The organism is Providencia sp. PROV210 (genome assembly GCF_028479445.1).
In the GTDB taxonomy this organism is placed as follows: Bacteria; Pseudomonadota; Gammaproteobacteria; order Enterobacterales; family Enterobacteriaceae; genus Providencia; species Providencia rustigianii.
On sequence record NZ_JAMPNQ010000006.1, the window covers coordinates 246,481 to 269,465 of the forward strand.

23 protein-coding genes are annotated in these 22,985 nt (G+C 39.7%); 13 read left to right on the plus strand and 10 right to left on the minus strand.

Features of this window, described 5'->3' with window-relative positions; genetic code table 11:
• The first annotated feature begins 3 nt into the window (after positions 1 to 3).
• Positions 4 to 867 (plus strand): pyridoxal kinase PdxY, encoded by an 864-nt coding sequence (gene pdxY, locus PR761_RS06500; protein ID WP_154611048.1) that lies wholly within the window; start codon positions 4 to 6, stop codon positions 865 to 867.
• 67 nt (positions 868 to 934) lie between these two features.
• Here pdxY and gstA read toward each other — a convergent pair whose 3' ends face one another.
• A complete protein-coding gene (gene gstA, locus PR761_RS06505) occupies positions 935 to 1,549 on the minus strand; it encodes a glutathione transferase GstA (RefSeq protein WP_039854139.1) in 615 nt (204 codons plus the stop codon).
• 291 nt (positions 1,550 to 1,840) lie between these two features.
• On the opposite strand from gstA, the gene PR761_RS06510 reads away from it, so the two are divergent.
• Positions 1,841 to 2,707, plus strand: coding sequence for a DUF817 domain-containing protein (locus tag PR761_RS06510; RefSeq protein WP_006813237.1), 867 nt, complete (start codon positions 1,841 to 1,843; stop codon positions 2,705 to 2,707).
• 52 nt (positions 2,708 to 2,759) lie between these two features.
• Here the strand turns inward: PR761_RS06510 and sapF are convergent, their stop codons facing one another.
• The 6 genes from sapF to pspF all read right to left on the minus strand — a co-directional run bounded on the left by sapF (position 2,760) and on the right by pspF (position 9,492).
• Complete coding sequence (gene sapF / locus PR761_RS06515; RefSeq protein ID WP_006813236.1) at positions 2,760 to 3,563, minus strand: putrescine export ABC transporter ATP-binding protein SapF; 804 nt, start codon at positions 3,561 to 3,563, stop codon at positions 2,760 to 2,762.
• Positions 3,563 to 4,558, minus strand: a complete 996-nt coding sequence (sapD, locus tag PR761_RS06520; protein WP_126460008.1) for a putrescine export ABC transporter ATP-binding protein SapD — start codon at positions 4,556 to 4,558, stop codon at positions 3,563 to 3,565. Before sapD ends, sapF begins: the two co-directional genes overlap by 1 nt.
• Positions 4,558 to 5,448, minus strand: a complete 891-nt coding sequence (gene sapC, locus PR761_RS06525; RefSeq protein WP_006813234.1) for a putrescine export ABC transporter permease SapC — start codon at positions 5,446 to 5,448, stop codon at positions 4,558 to 4,560. The genes sapD and sapC overlap by 1 nt, the downstream gene beginning before the upstream one ends.
• Positions 5,435 to 6,400, minus strand: a complete 966-nt coding sequence (sapB, locus tag PR761_RS06530; protein ID WP_006813233.1) for a putrescine export ABC transporter permease SapB — start codon at positions 6,398 to 6,400, stop codon at positions 5,435 to 5,437. Before sapB ends, sapC begins: the two co-directional genes overlap by 14 nt.
• Positions 6,397 to 8,082 carry an ABC transporter substrate-binding protein SapA gene (sapA, locus tag PR761_RS06535; protein ID WP_006813232.1) on the minus strand — a complete coding sequence of 562 codons (1,686 nt, stop codon included), beginning with the start codon at positions 8,080 to 8,082 and terminating at the stop codon, positions 6,397 to 6,399. The genes sapB and sapA overlap by 4 nt, the downstream gene beginning before the upstream one ends.
• A 396-nt stretch (positions 8,083 to 8,478) precedes the next feature.
• Complete coding sequence (pspF, locus tag PR761_RS06540; RefSeq protein WP_112836647.1) at positions 8,479 to 9,492, minus strand: phage shock protein operon transcriptional activator; 1,014 nt, start codon at positions 9,490 to 9,492, stop codon at positions 8,479 to 8,481.
• 185 nt (positions 9,493 to 9,677) lie between these two features.
• Here pspF and pspA point away from each other — a divergent pair, with 185 nt between their 5' ends.
• The 8 genes from pspA (at position 9,678) to PR761_RS06580 (ending at position 16,427) form a co-directional block, all read left to right on the plus strand.
• Positions 9,678 to 10,343: a phage shock protein PspA gene (pspA, locus tag PR761_RS06545; protein WP_006813229.1), complete on the plus strand. Its 666-nt coding sequence runs from the start codon at positions 9,678 to 9,680 to the stop codon at positions 10,341 to 10,343.
• Positions 10,344 to 10,428: 85 nt separating this feature from the next.
• Positions 10,429 to 10,659, plus strand: a complete 231-nt coding sequence (gene pspB / locus PR761_RS06550) for an envelope stress response membrane protein PspB (protein WP_006813228.1) — start codon at positions 10,429 to 10,431, stop codon at positions 10,657 to 10,659.
• Positions 10,659 to 11,015: a PspC domain-containing protein gene (locus PR761_RS06555; RefSeq protein ID WP_006813227.1), complete on the plus strand. Its 357-nt coding sequence runs from the start codon at positions 10,659 to 10,661 to the stop codon at positions 11,013 to 11,015. Before pspB ends, PR761_RS06555 begins: the two co-directional genes overlap by 1 nt.
• 89 nt (positions 11,016 to 11,104) lie before the next feature.
• The gene (locus tag PR761_RS06560; protein WP_006813226.1) at positions 11,105 to 12,502 is read left to right on the plus strand and encodes a YcjX family protein; all 1,398 of its coding nucleotides are present in this window, start codon (positions 11,105 to 11,107) and stop codon (positions 12,500 to 12,502) included.
• Positions 12,499 to 13,554: a YcjF family protein gene (locus PR761_RS06565; RefSeq protein ID WP_006813225.1), complete on the plus strand. Its 1,056-nt coding sequence runs from the start codon at positions 12,499 to 12,501 to the stop codon at positions 13,552 to 13,554. The genes PR761_RS06560 and PR761_RS06565 overlap by 4 nt, the downstream gene beginning before the upstream one ends.
• A 234-nt stretch (positions 13,555 to 13,788) precedes the next feature.
• Positions 13,789 to 15,351: a transcriptional regulator TyrR gene (gene tyrR / locus PR761_RS06570; RefSeq protein ID WP_006813224.1), complete on the plus strand. Its 1,563-nt coding sequence runs from the start codon at positions 13,789 to 13,791 to the stop codon at positions 15,349 to 15,351.
• Positions 15,352 to 15,355: 4 nt separating this feature from the next.
• On the plus strand, positions 15,356 to 15,778 hold the full coding sequence (locus tag PR761_RS06575; protein WP_006813223.1) for a hypothetical protein: 423 nt from the start codon (positions 15,356 to 15,358) through the stop codon (positions 15,776 to 15,778).
• 274 nt (positions 15,779 to 16,052) lie between these two features.
• The gene (locus tag PR761_RS06580) at positions 16,053 to 16,427 is read left to right on the plus strand and encodes a hypothetical protein (protein ID WP_039854137.1); all 375 of its coding nucleotides are present in this window, start codon (positions 16,053 to 16,055) and stop codon (positions 16,425 to 16,427) included.
• 65 nt (positions 16,428 to 16,492) lie between these two features.
• On the opposite strand, the gene tpx is transcribed toward PR761_RS06580, so the two are convergent.
• Positions 16,493 to 16,993, minus strand: coding sequence for a thiol peroxidase (tpx, locus tag PR761_RS06585; protein WP_006813221.1), 501 nt, complete (start codon positions 16,991 to 16,993; stop codon positions 16,493 to 16,495).
• A 446-nt stretch (positions 16,994 to 17,439) separates the two neighbouring features.
• Here tpx and PR761_RS06590 point away from each other — a divergent pair, with 446 nt between their 5' ends.
• Together PR761_RS06590 and zntB are read left to right on the plus strand one after the other, a co-directional pair.
• Entirely contained in the window at positions 17,440 to 19,062 is a 1,623-nt protein-coding gene (locus tag PR761_RS06590; protein ID WP_115164255.1) for a peptide ABC transporter substrate-binding protein, read from the plus strand.
• A gap of 363 nt (positions 19,063 to 19,425) precedes the next feature.
• Positions 19,426 to 20,409 (plus strand): zinc transporter ZntB, encoded by a 984-nt coding sequence (gene zntB / locus PR761_RS06595; RefSeq protein ID WP_006813219.1) that lies wholly within the window; start codon positions 19,426 to 19,428, stop codon positions 20,407 to 20,409.
• A 263-nt stretch (positions 20,410 to 20,672) separates the two neighbouring features.
• Here zntB and ttcA read toward each other — a convergent pair whose 3' ends face one another.
• Positions 20,673 to 21,644 (minus strand): tRNA 2-thiocytidine(32) synthetase TtcA, encoded by a 972-nt coding sequence (gene ttcA / locus PR761_RS06600; protein WP_255312724.1) that lies wholly within the window; start codon positions 21,642 to 21,644, stop codon positions 20,673 to 20,675.
• A 181-nt stretch (positions 21,645 to 21,825) separates the two neighbouring features.
• Between ttcA and PR761_RS06605 the strand changes: the two genes are divergently transcribed.
• The gene (locus PR761_RS06605; RefSeq protein ID WP_255312655.1) at positions 21,826 to 21,951 is read left to right on the plus strand and encodes a hypothetical protein; all 126 of its coding nucleotides are present in this window, start codon (positions 21,826 to 21,828) and stop codon (positions 21,949 to 21,951) included.
• 122 nt (positions 21,952 to 22,073) lie between these two features.
• Here the strand turns inward: PR761_RS06605 and PR761_RS06610 are convergent, their stop codons facing one another.
• Entirely contained in the window at positions 22,074 to 22,769 is a 696-nt protein-coding gene (locus PR761_RS06610) for an aspartate/glutamate racemase family protein (RefSeq protein WP_039854404.1), read from the minus strand.
• Positions 22,770 to 22,985: the final 216 nt, after the last annotated feature.

The window sequence follows — 22,985 nt, forward strand, 5'->3', positions numbered from 1 at the left end:
CCAATGAAAAGCGTATTATCAATACAATCCCATGTTGTTTTCGGCCATGCAGGAAACAGTGCCGCCGCATTTCCTATGTGCCGGATGGGCGTAGATGTGTGGCCACTTAATACAGTGCAGTTCTCTAACCATACACAATATCCTCAATGGACTGGAACCGTCTTTCCTGCTCAACATCTTACCGATATTGTAGCGGGTCTAGCCAAAATCCATAAATTAGAAATTTGTGATGCTGTTTTAAGCGGTTACATTGGCTCAGCGGAGCAGGGAAAGAATATTCTATCCATTGTGCAGAGTGTTAAGTCTGCAAACCCCAAAGCAATTTATTTTTGCGACCCTGTGATGGGACATCCTGAAAAAGGATGTATCGTTGCGCCCGGAGTTGCGGAGTTTTTATGCCAACAAGCGCTTGCTGCGAGTGATGTTATTGCACCGAATTTATTAGAATTAGAGACGTTATCCGGTGAAAAAATTACGACTGTTGAGCAAGCGGTACAAGCTGCACGTAAACTTTGCCATCAAGGTCCAAAGACTGTATTAGTAAAACATTTAAGCCGTGCTGGCTACCGAGCAGATCGTTTCGAAATGATTTTAGTGACGGCAAAACACAGTTGGCATGTCAGTCGTCCGCTGGTGGATTTTGGCGAAAAACAACCTGTTGGCGTCGGTGATTTAACCAGTGGCCTGATGTTAGTTAATATCTTGAAAGGTGAGCCGCTAGATAAAGGTCTAGAGCATGTGGCAGCTGCAGTGTATGAGGTAATGCTGAAAACCAAAGAGATGGGTGAGTATGAATTACAGTTAGTGGCCGCACAAGATAAAATGGTTAATCCAGAACATAAGTTCTGTACAACTCAGCTAGATTAATTTACGCCCTTTCTAAAGAAAACAGCGCCTGATAAATGCGCGCTGTTTTTCAATTAACTCAATTTGATTAATTCTTCAATAACCCTTCAGCGGCTAACGCTTCTTGTACTTTCGGGCGCTTAGCAATTTTCTCACAATAGTCTTTCAGGTGAGTTAATGAACTTAAATCCAGACCAACAAAATTAGCCCAATTTGTGACAGTAAATAAGTAGGCATCCGCTACACAAAAATCACTTTTATTCACAAAGTAAGGTTGATTTTTTAGAATACTATCAACGTATTGGAATTTTTTAAGTAACATTGCACGAACGGTTTCTTTGTACTCTTCTGGTGTACCCGGTGCAAATAACGGTGTGAAGTTCTTATGCAATTCGGTTGAAATAAAGTTGAGGGCTTCTAACTGGTGATAACGCTTCATAGAGCCAGGGAGTGCAATAAGGTTTCTGTTTGGATTTTGATCTGCGATATATTGCACGATCACAGCACCTTCGGTTAATTGCTCTCCATCGTCTAAAACAAGCGTTGGTACCTGACCTTTAGGGTTTATTGCTAAGAAGTTTTCACCAGTCTCGGTAGTTTTCTCTTTAATGTTAACGCGGACAATACTGAAATCTAATCCAGTTTCACGCAAAATAATATGTGGAGAAAGGGAGCAAGCACCGGGAGCGTAATACAATTTCATCATAAAACTCCTAAGTCATAGAGTGATTATTTACTGTTTAATTAAGTATACACCAGATTCAAAATTTGAATTGCTAAAGGATGCGGCATTGATCTCAATATCTAAAATCATTTTAAAATTCATAAAACTAACGAAGAAAGTGTAGAAAAAAGAATTTTTATCTATATGAATATAAAGAGCCTGAAAATAAGATTGTTACCCGATTGGTTTATCGTTTTAATTTGCTAGAATTTGCGACTTATATTGAGCTAATAAGCTCAAAACTTTCGATCCCAAAACTGAGCGACTAGAATGAGCATTCTCTGCCAAAAAATAAATTTATTAGGAAAACTTGATGAGATCCTAATGGCACATAAGCCGAGCAATAGCACTGGGATAAAACGTTTTATTTTGGAGTTTTGGTTTTTTGGTATTATTAATGCACGTTCATGCTTGTTTGCAGGGTTCTTTTTCTTAGCCTTATTTCTCGTCCCTGCTAAGGGTATTGTAGGTATCCCACGTTATGATGTATTGCTAATATTTGCAGTATCATTTCAGGCTTTATTGGTCTGGAGTAAATTGGAAACGTGGGATGAGCTCAAGGCCATTTGTATATTCCATCTGGTCGGTTTTATGATGGAACTATTTAAAACATCGGCCACCATTGGTTCATGGCAATATCCTGATGAGGCATACACTAAATTATGGGGTGTTCCCCTGTTTACCGGATTTATGTATGCCGCTGTTGGGAGCTATATCATTCAGTCATGGCGTTTTTTTAAAGTACGAATCGAGCATTATCCACCTTATTGGATGGCGACATTAGTGGCATTAGCCATCTATGTAAACTTCTTTAGCCACCATTATATTGATGATTATCGATGGTATTTAACGGCATTTATTTTGGGGTTATATGCCCGTACTGTGGTGTTTTATACCCCATTAGATAAAGAGCGAAAAATGCCATTATTGTGCGCATTTATGTTAATTGGATTTTTTATTTGGCTCGCAGAAAATTTTGGGACTTTTTTTGGGGTATGGCAATATCCCAATCAAATTGGTGCTTGGTCAATGGTGCACGCTGGAAAGTGGGGTGCTTGGTCACTGTTAGTGATTGTGACTTTTACGATAGTCGTCCATTTAAAACATATCAAAAGTTGCGTATCTATTGCTCGATAAATAGACGGTTTAGGTGGTATGCCTAAACCTCTACGGTGAGTTAGCAAAAAAATTATAAATCTTGCCGCCATGCATCAATAGATAAAGGCTCCCCAAAGTGGCTTTCAATAAGGCGGCGAGTGACATCATGTAATGGTGCCGCCAGCACTTCTGCTGTATTCCCTCGCTCAACCACTTCACCCTTATCCATGACTAAGACTTTATCGCTAATATGTTTCATCATGCCTAAGTGCTGAGTGACATAAATATAAGCAATATCTTGCTTTGCTTGTAAGTCGAGCATGAGGTTAATAATTTGGGAGCGCATTGACATATCTAAGGAAGCTAAGGCTTCATCAGCGATGATAATTTCTGGCTGTAAGATTAACGCTCGAGCAAGTGCAACACGTTGTTTCTGACCTGAAGCCAGCATATGAGGGTAGTATTCAGCATGATCGGCGAGTAATCCCACTTGACGTAATGTCTGTATGATCCGCCGCTCTCGCTCAATCCCTGTCAAATTAGTATTCAATTTTAATGGCAGTTCAAGGGTTTGTCCTACTCGCTGACGGGGATTTAGTGAGGTGCTTGGATCCTGAAAAATCATTCGAATCCGTTGGCTACGATAGCCATAGTCACCAAAACTCAGCCGTTGGCCACGAATTAAAATTTCGCCGCCAGATGGCTCTGTGACACCGGATAACATGCGTGCAAGAGTCGATTTTCCTGAGCCATTTGCGCCAATAATTGCTAACGTCTGTCCTGCTTGTAGATTAAAGCTAACAGGTTTAACCGCTTGTAATTCATGGCGGTGGAATAATCCTTCACGAAAACGAAATGTTTTCATTAGGTTACGAACCTCAAGTAACGTTTCCATCAAGGCAGTTCCTCCGTATTGAGAGGATAATGGCAAGCCACTAAGTGTCCTTTAATACTGCGTAATGGTGGCGCATCAATACAGGTACGTTGTGCATAAGGGCAACGTGGGCCTAAGCGACAACCAATCGGTAAATGTTCTAGTGATGGAATAGCACCAGGAAGGGTATTCAGGCGACCTTTATGAGGGATAGGACTTTCAAAATCAGGTATTGCTCGGATTAAAGCTTGTGTATAAGGATGTCGAGGACGTTGTAATATATCTTCCGGTGTTGCACTTTCTACGGTTTGCCCGCAGTACAGTACATTAATTCGGTCAACTAATTTGGACATCATTTCCATATCATGGCTAATCAGCAAAATACTCATTTTATTGTTTTGATTGAGTTTATCCAATAAACGAAAAATTTGAGCTTGAGTGGTGGATTCCATCGCATTGGTTGGCTCATCGGCAATCAATAGGCGCGGTTGATTGGCAATAGCGATAGCGATCATAACTTTCTGGCATTCGCCATCAGTGAGCTCATAAGGATAACTACGCATAATATCTTTATGATCTTTAATACCAACACGGTGCAGCAGTTCTATGGCACGACGCTTTCGCCAATTGAATCGCTGCCACCAACGACCTTTATAAGTCCAGCCAGGAATGGACTGAATGAGTTGTTTTCCTATATCAGCCGCAGGGTCTAGGCACGATTGTGGTTCTTGGAAAATCATTGAAATATTGTGACCTATTAAGCGGCGTCGCTTACGTGGACTTAACTTTAGTAGGTCAATATCTTGAAAACGAAAACGATCTGCGGTGACGCGGATGTTGTCTTTTGTGATCCCACAGATTGCTTTTGCTATAAGGCTCTTACCTGAGCCTGATTCGCCCACTAAACCACGGACTTCCCCTTCAGATAGCGTCATAGAAACACGGTCAACGGCTTTTACAGGACCGTTTGCCGTCATAAATTCAATCGTTAAATTGCGGATGTCTAACAGTGGCATTATTCAACTCCCGCATTGATAGCTCGATGTAATCCATCACCTAAAAGGTTGACGAACAATACACTGCTCATAATAGCCACTCCGGGTAAAATCACGGTCCATGGCGCGACATAAATTAATTCTAAAGTATCACCTAGCATGGCTCCCCATTCAGAGGACGGCAACTGAGCACCTAAATCCAGAAAACCGAGAGCGGCGATATCCAAGATAGCAATGGATAATGCACGAGTTAATTCAGTGACTAAAATAGGGGTAATGTTGGGTAGTACCGTGTACCACAAAATAAAAATATTCGATGCGCCATCCAAGCGAGCTGCAACAATATATTCTTTATCTAGCTCATCGTGAACGGCCACATAAATTGTCCTCACCATTCTGGGGATTAGGGCGAGACAAATAGCAAGCATGGCGTTGGTGAGGCTAGCACCCATAAATGCGACTACGATAATAGCAAGTAAAAGGGATGGAATTGATAACAGCGTATCGAGAACATGGTTAAATATCGCTGACTTCAGACCTCGGGTCATTCCCGCCAGACAACCTAAAATTAATCCAATTATTGTGGCAATAAAAGTAATGAGCAAGGCGGAGCCAAACGTTGATTTTGTTCCGATTAATAGTCGACTAAGGATATCTCGCCCGAGGTCATCAGTTCCAAAGAAAAAGGCAACCTCACCATAATGTGACCATGATGGAGGTGTAACTTGGTAGCCTAAAAATTGCTGGTCGAGAGCATAGGGTGCCAAATAAGGGCCTATGAAGCATAGGATAACGAGTAGCAACACTCCAAAAAAACCGATCATCGCCAAAACATCAGAAGAAAAAATATTCCATACCACCCGCGTAGGAGATGGCATTTTTTGTTCACGATAAAAATTATCTGAGGACATACCAATCCTTATGTTTTAACGGATCCATCATGGCACCTAAAATATCAGACAGCACGTTGACGGTGATCACTAAGGCTCCAATCAACATGACCCCCGCAGAAATTGCGGAGTAATCTCCCTGACGGATAGCAGTAACTAACCAACGACCTAATCCCGGCCAATTAAAGACTAATTCTGTCACCATGGTTAAAGTTAACATGGTGGAAAATTGTAAGCCTAACTTTGGGATAATGGGTGGGATCGCGTTATGGAAAATATGCCGACGAATGATTTTAAACCGTGAAAGCCCTCGTGTTGCTGCGGCTTTTACATAGTTACTGCTAGCGACTTCATCAGTGCTAATACGTACTAATCGGATCACTTCAGTGGTAGGTGCAAGGGCGAGGGTTAAAACAGGTAAAATCATGTGTTCTAACACGTTTATCATCATATCTTTACGATATGGTGAGTCAGAAAGCCAAGCATCAATTAAAGCAAAACCAGTAACAGATTTTAAGTTGTAGAGTAGGTCGATACGTCCAGAAACAGGTAGCCAGCCTAAATGTAGTGAGAAAAATAGGGTAAGCACTAACGCTAGAACGAAAACAGGGACTGAAAAACCCAGTAAAGCAAAGGTACTGATAGCTATATCAACTGGTTTATTGCGCCAAAATGAGGCAATCATCCCCAACGGAATACCAATAAATAGAGCAAACATAAATGCTAAAATGCATAGCTCCATAGTGGCGGGAAAAGTGTCTTTAAGCTGCTCTGTAATGGGCTCGCCATTAATACTAGAAACCCCAAAATCGAAACGCAACAGCCCATCAAAATAAAAAATGTAGGCATCGATAAGTGATGCACCACTTAATGGGGCGTTAGGCGTGAAGTAGCTTAAGCTGAAGCTGACCAAGGACAAAAAGAAAACGGTGACTAATAGTAACAGTATGCGCCTTAGCGAATAAATAATCATGGTTGCTGCTCCTGTTTCTTAGGAGGCAGTTTAGCCGATTCTTGCATTTCACGGTATACGCCAGCAAAGGATGTATTCCCAAAGGCACTGATGACTAATCCCTTCATATCATAACGATAAGCTTGTAAGCGTAAAGAATAGGCGAGGGGTAAAATAGGTAAGTCTTGCCCCAGTATTTGCTGTGCCTGATGGTAATAATCAATGCGATCTGAGAGTTGCTGAGTTAGGAGTGCTTTATGCAAGACCTCATCGAATAGTGGATTACACCAGTGACTTAAGTTGGTTTGTGAGCTGATCGCTGCACAGCTTAATAATGGACGGAAAAAACTGTCTGGATCGTTACTGTCAGTTGTCCAGCCAGCCAGTGTCATATCATGAGAGCGATCCATTAACTGATTTTCTTGGAAACGACCTTCAACGGATCGGATATTCATCACGATACCCACTTGTGCTAAATCTGCTTGAATTAGCTCAGCCATTTTCAATGGGCTGGGGTTATAAGACTGTGAGGCAACAGGAACCCATAAATCCAGTTGAAGTTTTTCTAAGCCCATTTCTTGCAGCATTTTTTTGGATAGTTCCGGATTATAGTCCGTTACTTTCGTTTGGTTATCAAAAGCCCAAGATGCTCGAGGTAAAATGGACGAAGCCGTTTCCGCTGTCCCATAGTAAATGGATTGCATCAAACGCTCATTATTTATTGCATAAGAGATAGCTTGACGAACTTTAAGTTGGTCAAGTGGAGGTTTGCTGGTATTGAATGCTAAATAAGCAATATTCATTCCGGAGCGCATGGAAATCCGCAAGCGTGGGTCATCACGTAGCACTTTAAGTTGGCTAGCGGCGGGATAGGCTAGTACGTCACACTCTCCAGTTAGCAATTTCGAAATACGCCCGGTACCTCCAGCACCCATATCAACGACCACCTCTTCCATACGAGGTTCGCCTCTCCAGTACTGTTTATTACGCAGTAATCTTACAAACTGGCCAGATTGATAATCATCAAAGTAAAAAGGACCAGTACCAACAGGTCGCCAGTCAATCATTTCTTGGTGATTCTCAGCAGAAAGATTATCTGCATATTCAGCAGAAAGGATAGGGGCATAGTGGGTGGCTAAATGCCATAAAAAAGAAGCATCAGGAGATTTTAACCGAAATTCAACGGTATAGTTATTCAGTTTTTTGATACTTTCAACACTGCTGGCGAACTGCAAGCTATCAAAATACGGGTAGCGCCCACCATTAATATAGTGGTAAGGGTTACTGGTTTCGAACATGCGGGAAAAGCTAAACACGACGTCATCCGCATTCATATTTCGGGTAGGGGTAAACCACGGTGTAGTTTGAAATTGAACATCTTTTCTTAGATATAACCGATAAGTAGCTCCGTTATCTAAGACTTCCCAGCGAGCGGCCAGTTCGGGGATTAAACGATAAGTGAAAGGGTCTACATCAAGTAAACGGTCATACAGTTGTGCGCCTAAAGGATCAATGATCAAGCCACTACTCGCTAGTTGCGGGTTGAATGTGGTGACAATACCATTCACACAGTAGATAAAGCCTTTTTGGCGAATATCGGCTGGGACATCATTGGCAATGGTGTCTTTATAGCTTATGTCTGTTTCTTCCGTCGTAGCTGAAAGAGAAACAGTAAGTAAAAACCAAAGGATTAATAGGCGCATAGAGCTAATATTGTTGACCGGAATTGCCTTATTGTAGCGTAAAAATAGGGTAACAGGGTATAAGCAAAATTCAGGGGTATATTTTATGCTTGAAGAGCATAAAAATAGAGCGCAATTAAATACAAATAAGAATCAACAACAAATTAACTTACTGTAATTACTATGATTATAAATATTTCCAGCTTAATGAGAAATAATCGCATTAAAACACTTTACAAATGATACTAATAACTATTATCATTAACTCAGTCTCCTAAGTGGTTAAGCTTTTGCAGACAAGGTATGACATTGCTCACATTGCTTCCAGTGTTTTATTTAGATAGCCAGCTCGGGTGCTGGCTTTTTTTTTGCCCTCATAACATCTTTGTGCCACTAAGGCAGTGACCAAGGACTGTATCAATTATCCATACTAATTTGATGTTTTTTAATCAGCCCTCTTAATTGGTCATAGCTGAGGCATAAAGATTGTGCAGCCTTACGTTGATTAAAGTGAGATTGTTTTAACGCATCTTCAACATAATGTTTTTCTGATTGCAACTGCCATTGGCGTAAATCAAATGGAAATGCAGGTGACGAGGAATGTGGCGAATCTATCACGGCTAATGGTGAAATAATTGTGTCACCCAGTTCAGCCAGTTTTTCACCAAAAGGGTTAAAGATAATCTCATCAACAGGGTCGTCACTATCCCCATGACGATATACGGAACGCTCCACGACATTCTTAAGCTCACGAATATTTCCTGGCCAAGGATATTGAATGAGTTCTTGTTGGGCTCTTTCGGTAAATCCACTGAAGTAAGATCGTTTAAGCTCACCAACCATACCAATAGCAAAGTGTTCTGCTAAGAGTAAAATATCTGATATTCGTTCACGCAATGGGGGCATACGAATGACCTCAAATGCGAGTCTATCGAGCAAATCAGCACGAAAGCGACCTTCACGAGCGAGCTCCGGTAAATTAGCATTCGTTGCACAAACTAAACGTACGTCAACCCGTAAGGACTGGCTTCCTCCCACTCGTTCTAACTCTCCATACTCAATGACTCTTAGCAATTTTTCTTGAACAGACATCGGTGCTGTGGCCAGTTCATCAAGAAATAATGTTCCTTTATCTGCCCGCTCAAAACGCCCCTGATGACGTTTTTGTGCACCTGTAAAAGAGCCTGCTTCATGCCCAAACAATTCAGAATCTAATAAATTTTCATTGAGCCCGCTGCAATTTAAGGAGATAAAAGGTTCTTGCCAACGGGGAGATAAGTAGTGCAAGCGATCCGCAATAAGCTCTTTACCCGTCCCTCGTTCACCAATCACTAAAATAGGCTTGCTGAGTTTCGCGAGTTCAGATGCCCGTTCTAAGACATCGAGAAAATTACTGGAAACACCGAGGATAGTATTATTGGTTTGTTTCATGGTTATTTTTACCAATTGTTGGTTTATTTTACTCTCTCATAAATATAGGCTAAATAGTCAATAATGGATAATTAATTTAATTTTCATTTATTATCAATGAATTAAATAATAATTTAAAAATTGGCACGGTGTTTGCAATATTTCGAGTGTAATGAAAGATAACATCCATCAAGAGGATATAAATTATGGGTATTTTTTCACGTTTTGCCGACATCATTAACGCTAATGTTGCTTCACTGCTGGATAAAGCGGAAGATCCACAAAAAATGATCCGCCTGATGATTCAGGAAATGGAAGACATGCTAGTTGAAATTCGTTCCACTTCTGCACGTACTTTAGCTGAGAAGAAAAGTTTAGAGCGTCGTGTTGAAATGGGCGAAAAACAAGTTGCAGAATGGCAAGAAAAAGCAGAGTTGGCACTTATCAAGGATAAAGAAGACTTAGCTCGTGCAGCGTTAATTGAAAAACAAAAAGTACTGACCTTAGTGGATACCTTAAAACATGAGTTGATCATCGTGGATGAAACGTTGACTCGCTTAAAAGGTGAAATCACAGAGTTAGAAAATAAACTGCAAGAAACTCGAGCTAAACAGCAATCAATGACTGTCCGTTTGGAAGCCGCACAATCTAGCCGAAATGTTCGTCGCCAGTTAGATAGTGGCAAATTAGATGAAGCGATGGCGCGTTTTGAACAGTTTGAACGCCGTATTGACCATATGGAAGGTGAAGCGCAAAGCTACGGAATAGGTAAACAGCGCTCTCTTGAACAACAATTTGCAGAATTAAAAGCAGATGATGAAATTAGTGCACAGTTAGCGGCACTTAAAGCTAAAATTAACAAAGACGAATAATATTTCAGTGATATCAAACGCACAAGGCGCAGTGTTATCATTGCGCCAGTGCAAAAGTTTGAATAACCATAAATAAGGAAATGTGATGGGCTATGTTTTTCTGTCTCTCGTATTAATCATTTTTGTCATTTTCATTCTGCCAATTTGGCTGTGGCTACATTACAGTAAAAAGAATAGTGGGCAGGGAATTCAACTTACTGACAATGAAGTACAACGTTTAATGCAACTGGCAGAGCAGTCATCTCGTATGCAGCAACGAATTAAAGTGCTTGAAGAAATTTTAGATGCTGAGCACCCTAATTGGAGGCAAAAATAATGACTAACTTACGCAACCGTAAATTATATCGCTTAACGGATAAACGAGTTCTTGGTGGGGTTTGTTCTGGTCTCGCACAATATCTAGAGTTACCGGTTGCCTTGGTCAGAGCATTGGCTGTACTTGCCTTGTTTATGAGTTTTGGCTTAACGCTAATTGTTTATGTAGTGATGTGTTTCTTTATCGAGTCAGCTCCCAGTGACTACGCGACGGAGCAAAATATTGGTCCAGAAGTGGTGACGCTTTTAAATCAAATAGATGCACAACTCCAGGCTGGAGAGCTCAAACTTCGTCAAATTGAGCGTTATGTCACTTCGGATACCTATACTATTAATAGTAAATTTCGTAACCTATAACTGATTTGCACCATCACATGAATGGGAATAGAGTTTAACCACTGTATTCCCTTTGTGTTTTATTGGGAGAGAGATTAAGTAGGAGAACTATGAAACGGCTACAAAATGAATTAACCGATTTGGTGAATCGTAGTGTCGATCGCCATGTAAGACTTGCGGTCACAGGGTTAAGCCGTAGTGGTAAAACGGCATTTATCACTTCTCTCGTTAATCAGCTTTTAAACTCCACGACTGGTGCTAGACTCCCGCTCTTTTCAGCGGTTAGAGACAAACGTATTTTAGGCGTGAAACGGATCCCTCAACGGGATTTCTCGATCCCACGCTTTGCTTATGATGAAGGTATCGCGTCGCTCTATGGTGATCCACCACAATGGCCAGTGCCAACTCGTGGGGTTAGTGAAATTCGCTTAAAGATTCATTACCGTTCGGATGACTCTTTTGTCAGACATTTTGTCGATAACTCATCCTTATACTTAGAAATTGTGGATTACCCTGGCGAGTGGCTTCTTGATTTACCAATGCTGGACTTAAATTATTTGACGTGGTCCAGTCAAATGAAAGTGTTACTCAAAGGAAAGCGTGCAGCCTTAGCCAATGAATGGCTACAACTGTGTGAAAAATGTGATCCGCTGGCGCCGGTTGATGAAAGTTTACTTGCTGATATTTCAAATGCTTATACTGCTTATTTATTGGAATGTAAGCAGCAGGGGCAACATTTTATTCAACCGGGACGCTTCGTTTTACCTGGGGAGTTAGCGGGTGCTCCTGCATTACAATTTTTTCCATGGACAAATATTGAAAAATATGGTGAAAAACAGTTAGCTCAGGCGGATAAAAACAGCAATATTGGGGCTTTGAAACGTCGCTATCAATATTATTGTGATCACGTGGTTAAAGGATTCTATAAAGATCATTTCCAACGTTTTGACCGTCAAATCGTGTTGGTTGACTGTCTGCAACCACTAAATAGCGGTCCTGACGCCTTTAACGACATGAGGATGGCATTAACCCAATTGATGCGCAGTTTTCATTATGGAAAGCGTACTTTGCTGCGTCGCATGTTTTCTCCATGTATTGATAAACTGCTCTTTGCTGCCAGTAAGTCTGACCATGTTACACCGGATCAACATGCGAACCTCGTTTCACTGTTACAACAATTGGTGCAAGAAGCATGGCAAAATGCGGCATTTGAAGGGATCAGTATGGACTGTGTAGGCTTAGCATCTATTCAAGCCACAGAAAGCGGGCTGGTAGATTATAAAGGTGAAAAGTTACCTGCGCTAAAAGGTGCGCGTCTAAGTGATGGCCAGCCGATGACATTCTATCCGGGTGATGTACCAAAGCGTTTACCGAATGAACAATTTTGGCAACATCAAGGATTCCAGTTTGAAAACTTTAGACCGCGTCCGACGCCATTAGACCAGCCATTACCGCATATTCGAATGGATAGTGCACTTGAATTTCTGTTAGGAGACAAACTGAAATGAGTGAACCTCTGAAACAACGTGTTGATTTTTCGGATAAACAGAACGATGTGCAACTTGACAATCTGAAACAAGCAAAGGTTTTTGACGAACAAGCATTTGAAAAATTTGTGCCAGTAGATATCAGTGAAGAGCAGGATAATCAAGACGGTGAAGTTGAAAGTCTGATTAACGAGGCCCTTAAACCAAAACGCAGTTTTTGGCGTAAACTTGTCGGAGCTGCTGCCGGAATTTTTGCTGTTAGCGTGGTTGCTCAATTAGGAATTTGGATTCATCAATCTTGGATTACTCAAGATTGGACCGCTCTAGGTACTGCCGCCGCTGGGGGATTGATAGTGGTTGCAGGTGTAGGCTCTATTGTGGGGGAATGGCGTCGTTTATACCGTTTAAGAGAAAGGGCGCAAGAGCGTGATTTTGCTCGCGACTTACTTCATAGCCATGGTATGGGGCAGGGAAAAGCATTCTGCGAAAAGCTAGCCAAACAATCAGCATTGCCAATGCAACATCCGGCAATACAAAGCTGGCAGGCTACGGTACATGACTCCCATAATGACCGTGAGGTTGTTGAATTATACAGTAAATTAGTTCAGCCTATTTTGGATGAGCAGGCTCGAAAAGAGATCAGTCGCTCATCAGCTGAGTCGGCTTTGATGATTGCGGTCAGCCCATTAGCCATTGTCGATATGGCATTTATTGCATGGCGAAACATTCGTTTAATTAACCGTATCGCAGCGATTTATGGCATTGAACTTGGCTACTACAGCCGTATTCGTTTATTTAGAATGGTATTGATTAACATCGCATTTGCTGGAGCATCTGAATTAATTCGTGAAGTGGGTATGGACTGGCTTTCGCAGGACATTACAGCTCGTCTATCTACCCGAGCAGCCCAAGGCATTGGAGCCGGACTGTTAACTGCGCGTTTAGGCATCAAAGCGATGGAATTATGTCGCCCATTACCATGGATTGAAGATAAGCCTAGACTTGGCGATTTTCGTCGCCAATTAATTGGGCAACTGAAAAATGCGATTCCAAGTAAAAAAGATAATGTTTAAGCTGTAAAATTAACTGGCAGGATGAGTTGACAGTGTAACTCATCCTGCCATCGTAGATAATACCGCCATTCTATTGCTGATTTAAACAACAAAAAAACTAATTTAACGCTATTATCTTTATAATTTCATTATAAATCTGATAAGTGTCAACAATATGTGACACAAATACTGTATTACTCCCCTGTTTGAAGCTAAAATATCAGCATTCCTTCTTTTCCCATTAAAGGTTTACCCATGCGCCTCGAAGTGACTTGCCAAGACCGTATCGGTCTAACGCGTGAATTACTTGACCTGTTAGTTCTGCAAAATATTGATCTAAAAGGTATTGAAATTTCAGCTCAACGTAGAATTTATCTCAATTTTACACCAGTCGATTTTCAAGTTTTTAGCACGTTAATGGCGGAAATTCGTCGCATTAATGGGGTAATTGATGTTCGTCGAATCTATTTTATGCCATCGGAGCGTGAGCATAAGGCAGTATGGGCATTACTTAATTCATTCCCTGAAGCCGTATTATCGATTGATAATAAATTCAATATTGAATTAGTTAACCCAATGAGCTTACAGCTTTTTGGTCTTGATGAAGTTAAAATTAAGCAAAAGTCATTCTCTCAATTAATTGCAAACCATGGTTTACATCGCTGGTTTGAAAAAGAGTCTCCAGAGCCATACACCGAGAGAGTTTCGGTTAAGGGTAATGATTACTTGATGCAGGTGACACCTATTATTTTGTCAGATGAAGATGGCAAATTGCATTGCACTGGTGCGGTTATCTTATTGAAATCATCAGTTCTTCTCGATAATCATCGCAAACAAGTTGTTGCCGATAATAATGACAGTGGCTTTAGCCAGATTGTGGCGGTGAGTTCTGCCATGGTTCAAGTGGTCGAGCGTGCGAAACGAGTGGCTATGCTTGATGAGCCATTATTACTTGTGGGTGAAACGGGAACGGGTAAAGATATTCTCGCAAAAGCGTGTCATCTACACAGTAATCGCGGTAATGCGCCTTTCCTTGGCTTAAACTGCGCCTCAATGCCAGATGATGTTGTTGAAAGCGAATTATTTGGTTATGCGGCAGGGGCATACCCTAATGCACTAGAAGGAAAAAAAGGTTTTTTTGAGCAAGCGAATGGTGGAACGGTTTTACTCGATGAAATTGCAGAAATGACCCCGCAAATGCAAATCAAATTACTGCGATTTCTCAATGATGGTACTTTCAGACGTGTTGGTGAAGAGCATGAAGTTAAAGTGAATGTAAGGGTTATTTGTGCCACACAGAAAAATTTACCAGAGTTAGTTGAACAGAAAAAATTTCGTGAAGACCTCTATTATCGCCTCAATGTTTTAACGTTGACTATCCCTCCATTAAGAGAACGTACCGAAGATATAAAACCGTTAACTAAAGTCTTTGTCTCTAATTTCTCCAAAGAATTGAATATTGATGAGCCCAAAATTTCGCCATCGTTAATTGAATATTTAAGCTCATATTATTGGCCAGGAAATGTAAGGCAATTAAGAAATACGCTCTACCAAGCGTTAACACAATTTAATGGCAATGTTTTAGATATTGAAGATATTCAATTACCTGATGTTGCAAATACCCCAGCAATCGCTTTGGATACTTTAAATGGTTCTCTTGATGAAATTACAAAGCGCTATGAAGCATCTGTATTAGCTAGATTATATCGTGATTATCCGAGTACCCGAAAACTAGCCAAACGTTTAGATATTTCTCATACTGCAATCGCGAATAAATTGCGAGAATATGGGTTGAATACTAAAAAAGAGCAAGACTAACGCGATGAAAAATTATTTAGCAGTCAGTTTATTTGGATTATTAATCAGCATGAGTGCGAGTTGTTTAGCTCAAAGTGAAAACAGTGAGCTGGATAAGCGATGTAAAGTGGTGGAGCAAACAACGGATGAGATGTATGAAAATGGCGCATTAATCCAATGCTATTTTCCAAACATGGCTTTATTAAATGCTTACCAAGAGTATCGTGATTTACTTGGCGATGATAGAAAATATTTGGCGAAGAAACTGATATCAAATAAAGATGTGGACGTGAATTGTACGGATGATAACTGCTCATCGATTCATTATCGCTGGAGTGGGGATAAACAATTAAATATTGAGCAAAATTTTGCGGGTGGTGAGACGACCCTTAAATTTATCCAGAAAAATAATGATACACACCTTGATATAAGATACTTCCCAGATTAAGACTATCTATTTTTTATTATTTAAAAAATTCAAATAAAATAGCTCACAAATAATTTATTTTATAAAAAATTATTTGTGAGCTAACTCGATGTAACTAAATTTACACTTTTTTCATTGTGAAACGGTGATCTGATCATTGCGATTAGGCCATCGTTTCTGCTATATAAAGATAGACAAAGGCTTTAATGAGTAAAGTAAACAATAAGAAAAATGCTTATGTTGTGCATTGATTATTCTTATCGCAACGTTGGTTATAGACCTTCAAGGAGTTGCAATGGAACAATTCACTATTAATTTTGTTGTTAATTTTAAGCTTCGTGAATATATGTCTAAATGTCATTATCAAAGTGATATGTTTGAATCGGCAACTTCAGCAGCTGAACTTTATTTAATGAATAAAGCAGCGGCTAATTATCTAGCCAAAAAAAATCGTTTTACTTGGGAGGCGTTAGTTAAAAATGGTGATAAATCGAGAGATTTAATTATCGATGTTCTGACTTCCTGTTGCCCTGTAACTCAAGAGCAGGCACAAAGAATACTCAGCACGTTATCTCATACACTCATCAGTATGATGAAAGACAATGTGATATTTGCAAATGTGGTCAATGCTAAAAATCATAAACCGCTATATTGGGCTCACGTTGATTAAAGTAGATGGATACTGAAAAGCATAGCAGCCAATTAGAGGCTGCTATGTACAAGCCTAAACTAACATTATTTTAGGCTACTTAATGCGTTATCGTAATCAGGCTCTTCAGTAATTTCAGGCACTAATTGGCTATAAATAACGTTATTGTTTTCATCTAATACCACGACTGAACGTGCAGTCAGACCTTGCAGTGGGCCCGTCGTCATTTCAACTCCATAGTCTTGTGCGAAATTACTACGAAAAGCTGATAATGTGACCACGTTATCTAATCCTTCTGCGCCACAAAAACGTGCTTGAGCAAAAGGTAGATCTGCAGAAATACACAGAACGACAGTGTTGTCTAACCCACTAGCTAATTGATTGAATTTACGAACAGAAGCAGCGCAAACACCGGTATCAACACTTGGGAAGATATTCAGAATTTTGCGTTTACCTTGGTAAGTATCTAAGGTTGCTTCGCTTAAGTCTTTAGTGACCAGAGTAAAAGGCTTTGCTTGTGCTCCAGCTTGTAAGAACGTGCCACCTAATGAAATGCTATTACCTTTTAGTGTAACTGTCTGCGACATGAGTTTTTCTCCCGTTTATAAATTGAGTTGAAGGATCTCAAGTTAGGATATTGAGCTTTAAATTCAAAGAATGACCTAATTGATGACCTTAACTTTTTGTTTTTACATCTATTATTGACCAAATTACGCTTTAATTTTTACGATGTTAACGCTAGTTAAGCGATTCATCCAGTATACAACTGATAAGCCCTATCAAGCGCTTCTGTTTTTTATTATGGATTATCTTAAAATACCATATTCAAGATAATAAAAAGAGCGCTTTGTGCCGAGTTTTACTTGTTATATGATGCCTAACAGGCTGAATATTGATGGATAGCCAAATCAGTGACTTATTGGCACATAATGACTCATATTTTTAGCTTATCAAATGTCGACTGAGCAAGTTTTAATGTAATCCTTAAAGCTTTGCTACCTATTTTTTGCCTAATAGTAGATAGAATAATAATATGCATAAATGTTCACGTACCTCTTTAGCTGTATTACTTTCATCCTTTTTTCTGACTACTCCAGCAATGAGTGCTGTTATCCCTGCCGGAACTGTATTAGCTGAAAATCAAGAAGTTGTCCGTCATTTGAAAGATGAACCAGCTTCTTTGGATCCGATTAAATCTGTTGGTCTCACTGAAGCGCAAGTGATGCGTGATTTATTCGAAGGATTAGTGAATCAAGATAACCATGGGCAATCTATTCCGGGTGTGGCTTTGAGTTGGCATACTGAGGATAACCTTACATGGATTTTTAAATTGCGACCTGATGCGGCTTGGTCTAATGGGGAGCCTGTGACGGCGGAGGACTTTGTTTATAGTTGGCGCCGTCTGGTTACTCCAACAAACACATCGCCTTTTGCATGGTTTGCAGCACTGTCTGGAATCAATAACGCACAAGATATTATTGATGGGAAATTGCCTCCAGAGCAATTAGGTGTAGAAGCGCTAGATAATCACACATTAAAAGTGGTATTAAATAAACCTGTTCCCTATTTCCCATCATTAACAGCGAATTTTAGTCTATTTCCCGTACACCGTGATACGGTTGAAAAATTTGGTGCAGATTGGATTAAAGTGGGTAATTTAATCGGTAATGGTGCATTTGAACTCAATGACCGCGTTGTTAATGAAAAAATTGTATTAACGCCAAATACCCACTATTGGGACAATAAAAATACAGTGATCACCAAAGTGACTTTTGTGCCGATTAACCAAGAGTCCCATGCAACTAATCGTTATTTAGCGGGTGATTTGGATATTACGGAATCATTCCCTAAGCAGCGTTATAAAAAGTTATTGAAAGATATTCCTAATGAGGTTTTTACACCTGATCAGTTAGGAACTTATTATTATGCTTTTAATACCCAACGGGCACCGACAAATGATGTACGTGTTCGTCAAGCATTATCAATGGCAATTGATCGCCAACTGATTGCCAGCAAGGTATTAGGAACGGGAGAGAAACCAGCAAATTATTTCACTCCAGATGTTACTGCCGGTTTTAAACCACAAAAAGGTTTCTACCAGACTCATTCGCAAAAAGAACTCGACCAGCATGCGAAAACATTATTAAAGCAAGCCGGATATGGGGAAAATAATCCACTGGAACTGACATTGTTATATAACAGTTCAGAAAATCACCAAAAGATAGCGATAGCGATTGCATCTATGTGGAAGAAAAAATTGGGTGTTCAGGTAAAATTGGTTAATCAAGAATGGAAAACTTACATCGATAGCCGAAATACGGGCAATTTTGATGTGATCCGCGCATCTTGGATAGGGGATTTTAATGAGCCTTCTACATTTTTATCCTTATTAACCTCCCAGCATAGTGGCAATATTCCTAAGTTTAACAACCCGAATTATGATGCGTTGATGAGCTCTGCGAGTATTGAAACGAATGATGGAGTACGTAATGGATATTATAATCAGGCGGAAGCTGTTATAGCGAAAGAAGCGCCAATTGCCCCAATTTATCAATATACCAATGCGCGCTTAATTAAGCCTTGGCTAAAAGGTTATCCAATCGAAAACCCAGAAGATGTAGCTTATAGCCATAGTTTTTATATTATCAAGCACTAGTAGACGAATTTGGCCAGTGCATGTGTGCTGGCTAAATGAGGTATTTTCAATAAGATAGATAAAAAAAACTCCTTCCACTGGAGAGTAAGAAGGAGGACCAAAAAGGAATAAACACTACGGGTTAATAATAGGAAAAATAATTATTGTTTTATTGCTAATTTGTGTCAATGGAGTGAGATCTCTTTTGCAAAAATGGCGATATTTCATCAATCTATCTAAATCGCATATATTATTGCTCTATCTTTTTTCGAATTTAATATAAGTTTTTCTGTTAGTCCCATCCCTAAGATATTCTTAGAATTTATTGCAATATCTCCGTTAATCTACTAAAAATAACGTATTTCCAATGCAAGGAGATATTGCATGGCGTCAATCTATGGATCCCAATTTCAAGACTCTAGTCCAGTACATGCCTTTCAATTGAATGGAAAAGGCGGTTTTTTACCGATTGATGTAAATGCAACTGCAACTCAACAATCCCCATTTTGGTTCCATTATGACTATAAAAATAAAGAGTCATTCAATTGGATCCAACAGTCGGATTTATTTAGTGACCAAGTAAAGTCGGCGTTGACTGGAAAATCGAGCCGCTTACGCATGGTACGTGTTGGTGACGGTGTTTTACTGACCTTACAAACATTAAATAATACGGTAGGGCAGCGTCCTGAACAGCTAGTGGCTTTTCGTATCTTCATGAATAGCCGGATGATTGTTTCTACTCGCCATCGTAAGGTTAAATCACTAGACTCAGTGATTGAGGATTTACACGATGGTGTTGGCGCCCAGAGCACGGGTGATTGGCTTGCTGACGTCACCGATGCTATCACGGATGAAATTAGTGACTTCACGGATTTACTCCATGAACGCCTTATTGAGATGGAAGATGATATTTTACGCGGTGAAATCCCCGAACGTGGTGAATTGGGATTGCTTCGTAAGCAAATCATTGTTATTCGCCGTTATATGGCACCTCAACGAGATATGTTTTCTCGCTTAACGGCTGAAAAGTTTTTATGGTTGGAAGATGCAGATAGGCGCCGGTTACAGGAAATTGCTGACAGATTAGGACGCTGTATTGAAGATCTCGATGGTTTTATTGCTCGAACTGCCATTATGTCTGACGAAATCACCAATATGATGACCGAGATGATGAATCGTCGTATTTATACGATGTCATTAATGGCAATGATTTTTTTACCAACGACGTTCTTGACTGGGTTATTTGGTGTGAACCTTGGTGGGATCCCTGGGGGAGAATTCAGATTTGCGTTTAGTGCTTTTTGCGTATTGCTTGCCTGCTTAATTGCAACCGTCTTTTGGTGGTTAAAAAGAAGTCGCTGGCTATAACAGTAGTGAATTATTCTTGGTAATGGGAACTAGTTTGAGATAAATCAATAAAGTGGATAAGGTTTTAAGGCAATATTACTTCCGCAGGTGAATGCAACGTTGAGCGATGAACGTTGTGCTCCATAATTGTAGTTTTTCTCATATTGAGTTCTTATACAGAATAATTGACCACTGTAATGCCGATGTCTTTTACATCGGCTTTTTTTTGCCTAAAATCTAGGAATTGCCCCAAATTGAGGCAATCCATTAAAATTTAGCTAAATTTATTTTATTTCAATCACATCTAAACGGTCAGCACTAAAGTCAGGTTGGTCATCTTCATCTATCATTGGCTGAGATGGCAACTCTTCACGGTCAAATGCCATATCTCCACCATTAATAACCGCATCGCCATGAGAAATATTTTTAAAATCAAATAGCGTGGTATCACAGAGATGGGAGGAAACCACATTTTGGGTTGCACTGAACATAGTTTCAATACGCCCTGGATAACGTTTATCCCAGTCACGCAGCATCTCTTTGATGACTTGGCGTTGTAAGTTTGGCTGAGAACCACACAGGTTACATGGAATAATTGGAAACCCTTTAGCTTCAGCAAAACGTTCAATATCTTTTTCACGGCAATAAGCGAGAGGACGGATCACAATATGTTTGCCATCGTCACTCATCAATTTTGGTGGCATACCTTTTAATTTACCGCCGTAGAACATGTTTAAAAATAGAGTCTGTAAAATATCATCGCGGTGGTGACCAAGTGCAATTTTGGTTGCACCTAATTCAGTGGCAGTGCGATATAAAATTCCACGACGCAGACGAGAGCATAAGGAGCAGGTCGTTTTCCCCTCTGGAATTTTTTCTTTAACAATACCGTAGGTATTTTCTTCGACGATTTTGTATTCAACACCCAATTCATCTAAATAGGCTGGCAAAATATGTTCAGGGAAACCGGGTTGTTTTTGATCTAGATTTACGGCAACTAGTGAGAATGAGATTGGCGCACTTTTTTGTAAGCTTTGCAGTATTGCTAACAGAGTGTAGCTGTCTTTCCCGCCAGAGAGACACACCATAATACGGTCGCCATCTTCAATCATATTGAAATCGGCAATGGCTTGCCCTACATCACGGCGAATGCGTTTTTGGAGTTTATTAAAGTTGTATTGTTCTTTATTGGTAGTCATTCTGTGTTGTTCTTTATTGTCGCGAAATGTTTTACCTAGCGTAAAACCAAAGCTCAAGTATGGAGAAGAAATTTTTAGAGGCACATGATACCAGATGGATGAGGATTTTTGATACAGATTCGCAAAAAAGTTGGAATGTAGGGAGAATGGTGCGAAGTAGATGAGATTGATATTTATCTGATACACATCGACTAGAATTCAGGGTAATTTTATCTAAAAAGGAGAAATTACAATGGCAATGTTTAACCCGATGGACATACTTGCACATGGAATGATGGGAACCATCAGCATGGTGGTCACCCCAGTAGAATACTTCATCTATAGTGGTGTGTTTGCAGAGCTATTCTTGTTCTCAATGTTTTAATAGAAGCTCAAACTCAGTAAAAGAACTGATTATCGCTATTATAATCATCGTCCTAGTAACGGGTCATATTTTGTTGTTATAGGACGATGAGGTAAAATAATCGTATTGTTGGAAATGACATTTTAATTCTGTAAAGCAAATTCTACCGCTTTTTGGGCATGTATAGCGGTTGTATCGAAAACAGGAACAGAAGTATCTTCTTGACCGACCAATAGCGTAATTTCAGTACAACCTAGAATAATTCCTTCTGCACCTTGTTTGACTAATTGACGCATAATACGTTGATATTCTGCTTTTGATGATTCCTTTATTTTACCCACGCATAATTCATTATAAATAATGTCATGAACAACCTTACGGTCAGCATCATTGGGTATTATCACATTTAATCCGAATTTATCACTCAGCCTATTTTTATAAAACGCTTGCTCCATAGTGAATGCGGTTCCTAAGAGCCCGATAGTTTTAATACCTGTATTGGAAATGCATTCACCTGTGGCATCTGCAATATGTAATAACGGAAGTTTAGAGATATCTTCAATTTGTGGTGCAACTTTATGCATTGTATTTGTGCATAATACTAAAAAATCAGCACCTGCTGCTTGTAGTCGAAGGCCTGCATTGGCTAAATGTTCTGCGGCTAAGTCCCATTGACCATGGGATTGGAAATGTTCTATTTCTGCAAAATCAACGCTATATAAAGCAATTTTTGCAGAATGTAATCCACCTAAATGTTGTTTAATGCCTTCATTAATTTGTTGGTAATAAAGTAGGGTTGATTCCCAGCTCATTCCACCAATAAGTCCGATGGTTTTCATCATGTTATGTCCTATTTTGTTATTTTTATTACTATACTGACCACCATAAATAATGGTCAATAAAATAATTTTAATCAGACTTTTAAAACTATCTTATCGGAAGGCGTTATTAAATGTTTTTCTTTAATTTCATATTACGAATTTATACTAAGAGATTTTCAATATGAGGGTTAGTTGTGATTGAAGTGTGATCTTTCACTAAAATTGATGTATTGA